At 61.8% G+C, this 12,536-nt stretch carries 12 protein-coding genes; 10 read left to right on the top strand and 2 right to left on the bottom strand.

Translation table 11 applies throughout. From position 1 onward, the window contains the following. Positions 1-158: 158 nt before the first annotated feature. The 9 genes from BJ917_RS25955 (at position 159) to BJ917_RS26000 (ending at position 8,681) form a co-directional block, all read left to right on the top strand. Positions 159-1,046: a Dyp-type peroxidase gene (locus BJ917_RS25955; protein WP_096512018.1), complete on the top strand. Its 888-nt coding sequence runs from the start codon at positions 159-161 to the stop codon at positions 1,044-1,046. A 206-nt stretch (positions 1,047-1,252) separates the two neighbouring features. After that, complete coding sequence (locus BJ917_RS25965) at positions 1,253-2,005, top strand: GntR family transcriptional regulator (RefSeq protein WP_121105259.1); 753 nt, start codon at positions 1,253-1,255, stop codon at positions 2,003-2,005. Then, a complete protein-coding gene (locus tag BJ917_RS25970) occupies positions 2,002-3,747 on the top strand; it encodes a fumarate reductase/succinate dehydrogenase flavoprotein subunit (RefSeq protein WP_177435614.1) in 1,746 nt (581 codons plus the stop codon). The genes BJ917_RS25965 and BJ917_RS25970 overlap by 4 nt, the downstream gene beginning before the upstream one ends. 26 nt (positions 3,748-3,773) lie before the next feature. Next, positions 3,774-4,019: a ferredoxin family protein gene (locus tag BJ917_RS25975; RefSeq protein WP_008060065.1), complete on the top strand. Its 246-nt coding sequence runs from the start codon at positions 3,774-3,776 to the stop codon at positions 4,017-4,019. A gap of 235 nt (positions 4,020-4,254) precedes the next feature. After that, positions 4,255-5,661: an ABC transporter substrate-binding protein gene (locus tag BJ917_RS25980; protein WP_096512015.1), complete on the top strand. Its 1,407-nt coding sequence runs from the start codon at positions 4,255-4,257 to the stop codon at positions 5,659-5,661. A gap of 140 nt (positions 5,662-5,801) precedes the next feature. After that, positions 5,802-6,584, top strand: a complete 783-nt coding sequence (locus BJ917_RS25985) for an ABC transporter permease (protein ID WP_121105261.1) — start codon at positions 5,802-5,804, stop codon at positions 6,582-6,584. Continuing rightward, positions 6,584-7,432: an ABC transporter ATP-binding protein gene (locus tag BJ917_RS25990; protein ID WP_121105263.1), complete on the top strand. Its 849-nt coding sequence runs from the start codon at positions 6,584-6,586 to the stop codon at positions 7,430-7,432. Before BJ917_RS25985 ends, BJ917_RS25990 begins: the two co-directional genes overlap by 1 nt. Beyond that, positions 7,429-8,391 (top strand): HEAT repeat domain-containing protein, encoded by a 963-nt coding sequence (locus BJ917_RS25995; RefSeq protein WP_121105265.1) that lies wholly within the window; start codon positions 7,429-7,431, stop codon positions 8,389-8,391. The genes BJ917_RS25990 and BJ917_RS25995 overlap by 4 nt, the downstream gene beginning before the upstream one ends. After that, positions 8,388-8,681, top strand: coding sequence for a DUF971 domain-containing protein (locus BJ917_RS26000; protein WP_121105267.1), 294 nt, complete (start codon positions 8,388-8,390; stop codon positions 8,679-8,681). The genes BJ917_RS25995 and BJ917_RS26000 overlap by 4 nt, the downstream gene beginning before the upstream one ends. A gap of 103 nt (positions 8,682-8,784) precedes the next feature. Here the strand turns inward: BJ917_RS26000 and BJ917_RS26005 are convergent, their stop codons facing one another. Both BJ917_RS26005 and BJ917_RS26010 read right to left on the bottom strand, forming a co-directional pair. Beyond that, positions 8,785-9,522, bottom strand: coding sequence for a TorF family putative porin (locus BJ917_RS26005; protein WP_121105270.1), 738 nt, complete (start codon positions 9,520-9,522; stop codon positions 8,785-8,787). Between the two features lie 138 nt (positions 9,523-9,660). Further along, complete coding sequence (locus BJ917_RS26010) at positions 9,661-11,403, bottom strand: amidohydrolase (RefSeq protein ID WP_096512009.1); 1,743 nt, start codon at positions 11,401-11,403, stop codon at positions 9,661-9,663. 103 nt (positions 11,404-11,506) lie between these two features. Here BJ917_RS26010 and BJ917_RS26015 point away from each other — a divergent pair, with 103 nt between their 5' ends. Beyond that, complete coding sequence (locus BJ917_RS26015) at positions 11,507-12,421, top strand: LysR family transcriptional regulator (RefSeq protein ID WP_096512008.1); 915 nt, start codon at positions 11,507-11,509, stop codon at positions 12,419-12,421. Positions 12,422-12,536: the final 115 nt, after the last annotated feature.

Here is a 12,536-nt window from a genome sequence, read left to right on the forward strand (position 1 = left end):
TGCTCGCTCCTACAATAGGGTTTCCGGCGCTAATAGGCAGAATAGAGGGGTTGAGGGTCTGGATCTTGTGTCTCAAGCGTAGACCGCAATCTTTGACCTCGCCGCACACAACCATCGGTGCTGCGGTTAAACTTCGTGTTCTTTCTGAAGGAGTTCACATGAGTCACTACCAGCCGGGCATTCTCGCCACCCCTGTTCCGCCTCACGCCCGCCATATGTTCTTCGCCCTCGAATCCGTTGCCGATCTGCCGGCCGCACTCGACAAGTTGGTGCAACAGGTGGACGGCAAGTCGGCGGTGGTCGGTTTCGGTGAATCCCTGGTCAAGGCGCTCGATGGCAACATTGAAGGGCTACGGCCGTTCCCGGCACTGACCGGCGTGGGCGTGGATAACCCGTCGACGCAACACGCGCTGTGGTGCTGGCTGCACGGTACCGACCGTGGCGAACTGCTCAATCGCAGCAACGCTCTTGCCGCCGCATTGGCCCCGGCCCTGCGCCTGGTCCAGGTGACCGAAGGCTTCCGCCACCGCGATGGCCATGACCTGACCGGCTACGAAGACGGCACCGAAAACCCCCGCGACGAAGCCGCTGCGGCTGCGGCGCTGGTGGGCGAGGGTGTTGAAGGCACGGTCGGTGGCAGCTTCGCCGCGATCCAGCAGTGGCAACATGATCTGAAGCGTTTCCACGGGATGCCGTCCCATGAAACGGACGACATCATGGGCCGGCGCTTGAGCGACAACGAAGAACTCGATGACGCCCCGATCTCGGCCCACGTCAAACGCACCGCACAGGAGAGCTTTTCACCTGAAGCCTTCATCGTCCGTCGTTCGATGCCATGGATCGAAGATGAGCGCGCCGGCCTGATGTTCCTGGCCTTCGGTTTTTCCCTCGACGCCTTTGAAGTCCAGCTGCGCCGCATGAGCGGTCTGGAAGACGGCATCACCGACGGTCTGTACCGTATCAGCCGACCGATCACCGGTGGCTACTACTGGTGCCCGCCGCTCAAAGATGGCCAGCTGGACTTGCGCGCCTTGCGCATCGCCTGACGCATCTGAACCTGTGGGAGCGAGCCTGCTCGCGAAGGCGCAGTGTCAGCCAACATCAATGCTGACTGTTCCGACGCTTTCGCGAGCAGGCTCGCTCCCACATGAGATATCACGGCGCATCTAACCTTATGCCCAAACAATATTTCTCAGGTCCTTCATTAGAACTTTAAGATCACGTCATAACTCGTTATGACAAGTGATCCCAGATGACCGATAACGTTCTTCCTCTCAGTAGCGTTCCGTTGCACACCCAGCTACGCGACGTACTTCGCGCACGCATCCTCGACGGCGAATACCCGCAAGATAGTCAGATGCCTTCCGAAAGCGAGCTGGGCGCGCTGTTCAAGGTCAGTCGCATCACCGTGCGCCAGGCCCTCGGCGATCTGCAGAAGGAAGGCCTGATCTTCAAGATCCACGGCAAGGGCACCTTTGTCGCCAAGCCCAAAACCTTCCAGAACGTCAGCACGTTGCAAGGCCTGGCCGAATCCATGACCGGACGCGGTTACGAGGTGATCAATCGCCTGCGCAGCTTCAAATTCATCGCCGCCGACAAGCTGGTCGCCGAGCGTTTGCAGGTCGCCGAAGGCGAGACCGTGGCGCAGATCAAACGGGTGCGCCTGATCAACCGCGAGCCGATTTCGCTGGAAATCACCTACCTGCCCAAGGCCATCGGCGAGCGGCTGGAAAAGGCTGACCTGGTGACCCGCGACATCTTCCTGATCCTCGAAAACGACTGCGGCCTGGCCCTGGGCCACGCCGACCTGGCCATCGACGCGGTGCTGGCTGACAGCGACCTGACCCAGGCGCTGAACGTTGAGCCCGGTTCGCCAATCATGCGCATCGAGCGTCTGACCCACGACGCTGACGGCCAGCCGCTGGACTTCGAACACCTTTACTACCGTGGCGATGCCTTCCAGTACCGCCTGCGGATCGACCGGCAAAAAGGGGACCAGGCATGAGCCACAGCTCTATAACCAGAAGCACCCTCGAACAGGAATACGACATCGTCGTGATCGGCGGTGGCACCGCCGGACCGATGGCGGCGATCAAGGCCAAGGAGCGCAACCGCGATCTGCGGGTATTGTTGATCGACAAGGCCAACGTCAAGCGCAGCGGCGCGATCAGCATGGGCATGGACGGCCTGAACAACGCGATCATTCCCGGCCATTCGACGCCGGAGCAGTACACCAAGGAAATCACCATCGCCAACGACGGCATCGTCAATCAGGCTGCGGTGTATGCCTACGCCACCCACAGCTTCGAAACGATCGAGCAGCTGGACCGCTGGGGCGTGAAGTTCGAGAAGGACGAGACCGGCGACTACGCGGTGAAGAAAGTCCATCACATGGGCGCCTACGTGCTGCCGATGCCGGAAGGCCACGACATCAAGAAAGTCCTGTACCGCCAGTTGAAGCGGGCGCGGGTGAGCATCACCAATCGTTTGGTCTGCACCCGTTTGCTCAAGGACGAAGAGGGCACGGTCAACGGGGTGATGGGCTTCGATTGCCGCACCGCCGACTTTCACGTGATCAAGGCCAAGGCGGTGATCCTCGCCTGCGGTGCCGCCGGACGTCTGGGCCTGCCGTCCTCGGGTTACCTGATGGGCACCTACGAAAACCCGACCAATGCCGGCGACGGCTATGCCATGGCCTATCACGCCGGGGCCGAGCTGGCGAACCTGGAATGTTTCCAGATCAACCCGCTGATCAAGGATTACAACGGCCCGGCCTGCGCCTACGTCACCGGTCCCCTGGGTGGCTACACCGCCAACAACAAGGGCGAACGCTTCATCGAGTGCGATTACTGGAGTGGCCAGATGATGTGGGAGTTCCACCAGGAACTGGAAAGCGGCAACGGCCCGGTGTTCCTCAAGCTCGATCACCTGGCCGAGGAAACCATCCAGAACATCGAGCAGATCCTGCACAGCAACGAACGTCCCAGTCGTGGCCAGTTCCACGCCAATCGCGGCACCGATTACCGCACGCAGATGGTCGAGATGCACATCTCCGAAATCGGTTTTTGTAGCGGGCATTCGGCGTCCGGGGTGTGGGTCAACGAGAAGGCCGAGACGTCGGTCAAGGGCTTGTACTCGGCCGGTGACATGGCCGCGGTGCCGCATAACTACATGCTCGGCGCCTTCACCTACGGCTGGTTTGCCGGAACCAACGCGGCGGACTTTGTCGCCGGGCGCGAATTTTCAGCACTGGATGCCCGGCAGATCGAAACCGAAAAACAACGGGTCTACGCACCACTGGACCGCGAACACGGCCTGCCGCCGGCCCAAGTCGAGTACAAGCTGCGACGCTTCGTCAACGACTACCTGCAGCCGCCGAAAGTGACGAAGAAGATGCAAATCGGCCTGCAACGCTTCAGCGACATCCAGCGCGACCTCGACCAGATCAAGGCGCACAACGCCCACGAACTGATGCGCGCCATGGAAGTCAGCATGATCCGCGACTGCGCCGAAATGGCCGCCCGCGCTTCGTTGTTCCGTGCCGAAAGCCGTTGGGGGCTGTACCACTATCGCGTCGACCACCCACAACGCAATGACAGCGAGTGGTTCTGCCATTGCCACCTGAAGAAAGGCGAAAACGGTTTGATGAGCAGTTTCAAGAAGCCCGTCGAGCCTTACATCATCCCGCTGGACGCCGATGAAATGCAGGCCTACGACCGATTGCGGGTCGGTGCCGACGCGGCTTGACGCCGTCAATAAACGAGAGAGCGAACATGGCCTATCAACCCCAGGAAATCTTCTTCCGATCCAACGCACCGGTTACCGTCGACGAGGACCTTTGCATCGCCCACAAAGGCTGCACCGTATGTGTCGACGTCTGCCCGATGGACTTGCTGGCGATCAACCCGGCCACGCAAAAAGCCTACATGGCCTTCGACGAGTGCTGGTATTGCATGCCCTGTGAAAAGGACTGCCCGACGGGGGCGGTGAAAGTGGATATCCCTTATTTGTTGCGCTGACTGACAGGACGCCATCGCTGGCAAGCCAGCTCCCACAGGTTTTCTTGGTGTACACAAGATTTGCGTCCGACCCCGCCCACTGTGGGAGCTGGCTTGCCAGCGATGAAGCCAGTACAGACAAACCCAAGCCATCCGGCCACAACCGGACGCCCGCTTCAAAACACCCCTCGTTTCCCACCACGCCCTGATCGTGGCGGAGACGAATATCCTACAAATGATTCGAGGGGAAACACCCATGTTCTTGCGCACTGCTATCGCCGGTCTGGTACTGGCTTCGTTCACCCTGTCGGCCTCGGCCGAAACCATCCGCATCGCCATCGGCACCCAGGACACCACCATCAACTGCGCCGCCGGCGGGCTGTTGATCCGCGAGCTGGGCCTGCTGGACAAATACCTGCCCCACGACGGTCAGTACAAGGACGCCCAATACGACGTGCAGTGGAAGAACTTCACCAGCGGCGCACCGCTGACCAACGAGATGGTCGCCGGCAAACTCGACTTCGGCGCCATGGCCGATTTCCCGGGCTCGTTCAATGGCGTGGCGTTCGAGGCGGCGGGCAAGCACAGCCTGTTCATCAGTGTGCTGTCGGGCAGCACCAAGGGCAGCGGCAACGGCATCGTGGTGCCGAGTGCCTCGGGCGTGCAGTCGCTGGCCGAGCTCAAGGGCAAGACCATTTCCGTGCCGTTCGCCTCCACCGCCCATGGCATGTTACTGCGGGCCGTGGCGGCCCAGGGCTGGGATCCGCTCAAAGACGTGAACATCATCGCCCAGCCGCCGGAAGTCGCCGGTTCCGCGTTGCAGGCCGGCAAGATCGATGCCCACGCCGACTTCGTGCCGTTTGCCGAACTGTTCCCGAGCCGTGGTTTCGCCCGCAAGATCTACGACGGTTCCCAGGCCGGCGCGCCGACCTTCCACGGTGCGCTGGTCGATCAGGGCTACGCGAAAAAGTACCCGGAAATTGTCGTCGCCTACCTGCGTGCCAGCCTCGAGGCTAACCAGTTGCTCGCCGCTGAACCGGAGAAGTACAGCGAACTGATCGCCAAGGTCACCGGGGTCGATGCCGAGGTCAACTACCTGTTCCACGGCCCGCTGGGCGTGCAAACCCGCGACCTCACCTGGAAACCCGAATACCGCCAGGCCGTCGGCACCGCCATCGATACGCTCAAGTTGTTGAAGAAGGCCGATCGCGGACTCGATCTGAATACCTTTATCGACGACCAGTACATCCGCGCCGCGTTCAAGGCGTCGAACCTCGACTACAGGGCGCAGTTGGCCAACTACGCGCAGGCGCCGCTCAAGGCAGTGGATGCATCGAGCGGCAAAGCCATCACCGACTTCAGCCATGTGGCGGAAATCTGGGTGCGCGGCGAGCCGAAAGTCCGCCAGTACGCCTCGGCAGAGTCGGCGTTCACTGCACTGGCCAGTCTCAAGCAGGAAGGCAAGAGCATCCGCGCGGTGTATGCCCAGGCGAGCGACAGCGGGATCAAGTTGCTGGCGGATCAGGCGTGGTTTGCCAGTGATGCGAAGGGGCGGCTCAGCGCATTTCTGTTGAAGGGCCAGGCCCAGCAGTTCGCGTCGGCGCAGGGGGGGAAGGTGTTCGATTTTACCGATGCCACCACACAGGCCGTGGCCGTCCGCTAACCCCCAAAAACACCACAATCCCCTGTGGGAGCGAGCCTGCTCGCGAATGCGGTTCAACATTCAACATTAATGTCGACTGACCCACCGCTTTCGCGAGCAGGCTCGCTCCCACAGGGTGGGCTTGGTTGAGAGGACGAATTGTGTACGGATCAATTAATCGCTGGCTTCCAAGAGCCGCCTCGCTGCTGTTCTGCCTGTTGTTCTGGCAACTCGCCGCCAGCCATCACTGGAACCTCGGCCTGGTGACCTTCGCCAACGTGCCGACACCGCTGGCGGTGATCGACGCAGCGCTCGGCCTCGGTGACTCCGGCAAACTCGGCCAACACCTGAGCAGCAGCCTTGGCCGGGTATTCGCCGGTTACCTCGCGGCGCTGGTCGTCGGCATTGCCTTGGGCCTGGCCATCGGTCGCTCGAAATGGGCCGAAGATTTACTGCTGCCGCCACTGGAAGTGCTACGCCCGATTCCGGCTGTGGCCTGGATTCCCCTGGCGATCCTGATGTTCCCGTCGTCCGAGCTGTCGATGGTCTTCATCACTTTCACCGGTGCCTTGTTCCCGATCCTGCTCAACACCGTGCATGGCGTCGAAGGTGTGGACCCACGGCTGATCGCTTCGGCGAAAAGCCTCGGGGCAGGGCGCAGGGCCATGCTGCTGGAGGTGATTTTGCCGGGCGCCGCGCCGAGCATCATCACCGGCCTGGCCATCGGCATGGGTACCTCCTGGTTTTGCCTGGTGACTGCGGAAATGATCTCCGGCCAATTCGGCATCGGTTACTACACCTGGGAGTCCTACACCATTCAGAACTACCCCGACATCGTGGTCGGCATGTTGCTGATCGGCGTACTCGGGATGGGCAGCAGCCTGCTGATCAAACGCCTGGGCGGGCTGTTCACGCCCTGGCATCGACCACGAGGAAAAGCCTGATGAGCGTCTTTCAACAACCTGAAGGTCGTATCGATATACGCGACTTGTCGATCAGCCTGGGCGAGGGCGGCGCGGCTTTCGAAGCCGTGCAGGGCCTCGATTGCCAGATCGAACCGGGCCAATTCGTGTGCATTCTCGGGCCGTCCGGGTGCGGTAAATCCACCTTGCTCGGCGCCCTGGCCGGTCACCTGCAACCGTGCACCGGCAGCCTCAAGGTCGATGGCGTGCCGGTATCGGGCCCGTCACCGCAACGGGGCATGGTGTTCCAGCAACACACGTTGTTCCCCTGGCGCACGGTGCGCGACAACGTCGCCTTCGGCCTGAAAATGCGCGGCATCGGCAAAGCCGAACGGCACAAGGCGGCCTCCGACATCCTCGCGCTGGTCGGCCTCGAAGGCTTTGCCGAACGCTGGCCGAATCAGCTGTCCGGTGGCATGCAGCAGCGAGTGGAAATCGCCCGGGTGCTGGTCAATCGTCCACGCCTGTTGCTGATGGATGAGCCCTTCGGTGCCCTCGATGCCTTGACCCGCCTGAACATGCAGGAGCTGTTGCTGGACATCTGGACGCGCATTCGCACCACCGTGGTGTTCGTCACCCATGACATCGACGAAGCACTGTTCCTCGCCGATCGCCTGCTGGTCATGAGTCCGCGTCCCGGCCGCATCATCGAAGACCTGCGCCTGGATTTCCCCCGGCCCCGTACCACTGAATTGGTGACGAGCCACGAATTTTCCCGCTTGAAGCGTCACTGCCTCGAGTTATTGCGTCACGAAGAGGGTCGGCAGCTACCGCGCCTGAACCCTCTCGGACTTCCTCCAGAAAACCAACTGCCGCGATTTGCCCTATGACCTCACTATTCGCTGTAACCGATAACGATGAGATTCTCGCCCTGCAACCGCGCCTGACCGATGAGGATGCCGGCGTGCGCCGCATCGCACTGATCGAACTGGCGGACCTGGAAGAGCCGGACGGCCTGCTGTGGCTGGTCAATCGACTGGCTGAAGACCCGGTCGCCGACGTCCGCGCCGAAGCCGCGCGCTTGCTGGAAGCCTGGGAGGACGAACCGGTGGTCGAGGCGCTGTGCCAGGCCTTGACCGACCCTTGCGACACCGTGCGGGCCTCCGCCGCGCAAAGCCTCAGTCTGCTCAAGAGCGAAGCGGCGGGACGGGTGATTCTGCCGTGGACCGGGTATGCCGACATTGGTGTGCGCATTGCCGCGTTCCGGGCCTTGCGCGAATTGCGCTTTGCCGAAGCGGCCCCGGCTGCCGTGTCGGCGCTGAGCGACCGGGACGCCAATGTCCGGCGCGAAGCGGTCGGCGTACTGGGTTGGCTCAAGCAGCTCGATGCCTTGCCGGCCTTGGCCAGGTTGGCCAGCGATGACCCGGACACCGACGTCCGTCGCGCCGCCACCGGGGCATTGGGCCTGGCCTCCGATGCGCAGGTGTTGCCGGCGTTGCGCCAGGCTTTGCAGGACCAGGCCTGGCAAGTGCGCGAAGAAGCCGCCACCACATTGGGCAAGGTCGGTCACGCCGATGCCGGGCCGGCGCTGGTTGAAGCCTTGGGTGACGACTATTGGCAAGTCCGCCTGCGCGCCACCCGCAGCCTGGGTCGCTTGCGCTACACCCCGGCCCTCGACCCGTTGATCGAAACCCTCGGCCACCGCATCAGCAACCTGCGCAAGGAAGCCGCCCTGGCTCTCGGTGAATTGAACGACAAAGGCGCCATCGCAGCGTTGCAGGCCGCGCAAGATGACGGTGATCCTGAAGTGCGCAAAGCCGTGCGCATCGCCTTGAGTCAACTGCAATGAACCCGGTGGCGGTGGGTAATTCACGCAGCCAACAGCAACTGCGCCTGCAATGGCCGGATGGCCACGAGCAGGTGCTGGGTCATGCCGAGTTACGGCGGCAGTGCCCGTGTTCGCAGTGCCGGGCGTTTCGGTTGCGGGGGATGAACCCATTGGTCGATGACCGGGTTCGCGTGATCGAACTGAACCCTCAAGGTTACGGCCTGCAGTTGATCTTCAGTGACGGACATGAACGCGGAATTTACCCGTGGGCGTATCTGGCACAACTGGGTCTCAAAACCAAAGAGGTTTAATGTGGGAGCGAGCCTGCTCGCGAAGGCGGTGCAACATTCAACATTGATGTTGACTGACTCACCGCTTTCGCGAGCAGGCTCGCTCCCACAGGGATCCGCATGTTCAGAAGGATTTGCTGACACTCGCCACGACGGTGGCGCTGCACACATCGTCGAACCCCCAGTTACTGGCGCACTGGCTTTTCGATAGATCCGTGTCGATATAACTCAGCCCCAGCACCACACCGGCCAGTTCATGGGTCAGCTTGACCTCCCATTCACGGTACGAGTCTTCGGCCTTGCCCGAGCTCGAATACAGGTGCGGGTCCTTGAAGTCCATCATGCCGTAACGCAGTTTCAGGCCAATGTCATAGGGCAATTCGGTCTCGTAACCGACGTAGCTGTAGAGCGAATTCTGCTTACTGTCGATGCCCGGCGCATCGTCGGAATAATAGGCCGCGAGTTTCACCCCGTAGAGGCTGAGAATGCCGTAGACCTCGCTCTGATTGAACTGGCTCTCTCTTGGGTAAGTGTATTTGAGATAGCCGACATCGAGAGTGAGATCGTCAGTGGCCTGCCACAGCCAACCGGCGTAATAATCGACTTCCTGGCGGGTTTTCAGGTCGCCGCCAAAATCGACGTTGGAGCTCCAGGCGCCCAGGTACAGGCCGCTGCTGTGGGCGAGGGTTGCACCGGCCTGCACGGCCGGGTCGTTCCGGGTCTGCGAGATGCCGCGGGTGCGGTAGTCGCTGGCCAGGGTCACGTCCAGCAGCAGCGAGAAATCCTCGTTCAAGGTCAGGGCCTGGCTGCTCAAGGGCAACAGGCTCAAGGAAGTGAGGGCGAGCAGGGGCAAGGCTTTCATGTGAAGTCCCGTTATTGTGATTGTTTTGGGGCGCGAGGAAACCTGTGGGAGCTGGCTTGCCAGCGATAGCGGTGCATACACGTTGAATGTCAGGCCGCAATCGCCAGCAGGCTGGCTCCCACAGGGAGAACAGTGCTGCTAGAGGGTTGGAGCGTAAACCTGGCGACCGGCGAACCAGGTTTGCAGCACCTGGGTGTCGTGCAGGGCTTTGTTGTCGACGCTGAACACGTCGCGGTCGAGCACGATGAAGTCCGCTTGCTTGCCGACGCTCAGCGAGCCGATCTGGTGGTCCAGGCCAATGGTCCGGGCGGCATTGAGGGTGTAGGCGTAGAACATGGTTTCGCGGTCCAGGCGTTCATCGGCGTTGAGCACGCCCAGCGGGCCGTCACGGGTGATGGCCTGGGCCATGGCGTTGAACGGGTTGGGCGAGGACACCGGCCAATCGCTGGCCCCGGCGATGGTTGCACCCTGTTTGAGCAGCGAGTGCGCCGGGTACTGGTAGCGGAACGCCAGGGCGCTGACGTAAGGCTTGATCATGTCCGTGGTGTAGTCGTCGGCGCTGGCCCAGAGCAGTTGCATCGAGGCGATGACATCGAGCGGCTTGAACCGGGCGAACTCTTTCGGGTTGACCATCTGCAAGTGAGTGATGGAGTGGGTGACGCCGCTCTGGCGATCCTTGCGCGCCTGTTCGATACCGTTCAGGGATTCGCGTACCGCCCGGTCACCGATGGCATGAATGTGCACCAGCCAGCCCCGTTGATCGATGGCGCTGACCAGCTCGCCGAAATGCTTTGGATCGATCAACAGTTCGCCCTGTTTGTGCGAGTTGCTGTAGGGATCGATCATCGCAGCACTCTGCGCCGGGTACTCGATCACACCGTCGGCGAAGATCTTGATACCCGGCAAGGTCAGGTTGGGGACGCCCTGAAATTGCTGGCGAACCTTGTCCAGGGTGTCGAGATCGGCCGGCACGCTTTTCGGATTGGCCACCAGCAGCGCGGCGACATGGGCGGTCATGCCGCCGCTTTGCGACAATGCCTTATACACCGGCAGCACGCCGACGGTTTTTTCCGTGGGTTTGAGCGCGAACACCGGTTCGCCGGGCGCGGCGTTGGCGGCGGGGTCCATCCACGCGGTGATGCCGAGGCTGTTGTTGTAACGCACCGCGGTTTGCGCGGCCTTGAGCAGGTCGGCGGCACTCGGTGCCGGCATTTTCGAGGCGACCCGGTCCCAGCCTGCGTCCACCAGAAAGCCATTGGGCCTGCCGTCCTTCAGCTTGCCAATGGTGCCGTCTTCAGCGGCCGGCAAAGACTTGATCAGCGCGGCATCGACGCCGGCGCGCTTGAGCATCACGTCGTTGGCCCAAGCCGTGTGGTGGTCGCTGCCGGTAAAGACGACGGGCACGCTGGCCCATTCGCCACTGTTGAATGTCTTGCCCAGCGCCTCGGACTGCGCCCAGTACGCCGAGCTCATGCCCGCCACGCTGAGCACATCGCCGTGCTTCGCCTTGCCATCGTCACGCCAGCCACGCAGGCGTTTTTCCAGTTCGCCGAGATCGACCACCTCGTCTTCCATGTTCGCCGAAACCATTTCCAGGCCGCCGAAAATGGCGTGGGAGTGGCTGTCGATCAGGCCGGGCATCAGGGTCTTGCCGCCCAGGTCGATGACCTGGGTTCCTGACTCGATCAGGGCCTTGATTTGCACATCACTGCCCACTTGCAGCACTTTGCCGTCCTGCACAGCCAGGGCTTGAACCGTGGGCTGGCTGCGGTCGGCGGTGAAAATCTTGCCGTTGAGCAGCACCAGATCGGCTGCCGCCATGGCTTCCAACGAGGCAAAACTCATGGCGGCCATCAATAGATTCGGGATGAATCTTTTCATTGAATGTTTCCTTGTTATTGCGTCTGATGGCCAGATTAGTGGCTTGCTGCGCTGGGCAGAACGCCTCGCTGGCGAAAAACGTTTTTGCCTGAATGGAAAAAGCATGGACAAGTTGGGTGCACTGAAAATGTTCGTGGTCACGGCGCAGTTGGGCAGTTTCAGCCGCGCCGCCGAGCAGTTGGGCAAGACCCCTTCGGCCCTGACCAAAGCGGTCACTCACCTGGAGACGGAACTCGGCGCGCGCTTGTTCGAGCGCAGCACCCGGCGGATTGCGCTGACGGAATCCGGGCGGCTCTATCTGGAAACCGCGCGCCAGGTGTTGCAGCGACTGGATGAAGCCGGCGAGGAAATCGAACAGTTGCAACACGGCTTGCGCGGCAGCCTGAAAATCACCGCGCCGCTGGCCTACGGTCAGGCCTTTCTCGATCAGGTGTGTGGCGGTTTTCTGGAGCAATACCCGCAAATCAATCTGCAGGTGGACCTGTGCGACGACTTCGTCAATCTGCTGGAAAGCGGCTACGACCTGGCCTTGCGCGAAGGCCATGACGACCTGCCGGGGCTGATTGCCCGTGTGGTCGGCAGCAATCGCCTGGCGTTGTGTGGCAGCCCGGAATATTTGTCGCGCAAGGGGCTGCCGGTCACGCCGCAGACCCTCGATGAGCACGATTGGTTGCTGTATCGCCATCCACTGCTCAGCCGAGAGTTCTGGTGGGCCGAGCGCGATGGCCAGCGCCTGAGCATCCCGCAGCCCCCGGCACCGCGTCTGCGCAGCGACAATTACGACTTGCTGCTGGCCAATGCCCTGGCCGGGCGCGGGTTGCTGCATACGCCGTTGTGGAGTGCCGCGCCGTATCTGGCCGACGGGCGACTGGTGCGGGTGATGGCCGACTACGACATCGACCCGGACAGCTTCGGCCCGCACATCCTGGCGGTGTACCCCAGCCATCGAAGGGCCACGGCCAAGGTGTTGGCGTTTATCGATTACATCACCGGTTTCCTGGCTTCCCCCGTCCTGTAGGAGCAAAGCTTGCTCGCGATTGCGTTTCCACAATCAATATTGATGTGTCTGACGCACCGCCATCGCGAGCAAGCTTTGCTCCCACAACGGTGTGCGCCACAGTGCGAGCAGACGG

Source organism: Pseudomonas sp. WPR_5_2 (genome assembly GCF_003634475.1).
Taxonomy (GTDB): domain Bacteria; phylum Pseudomonadota; class Gammaproteobacteria; order Pseudomonadales; family Pseudomonadaceae; genus Aquipseudomonas; species Aquipseudomonas izuensis.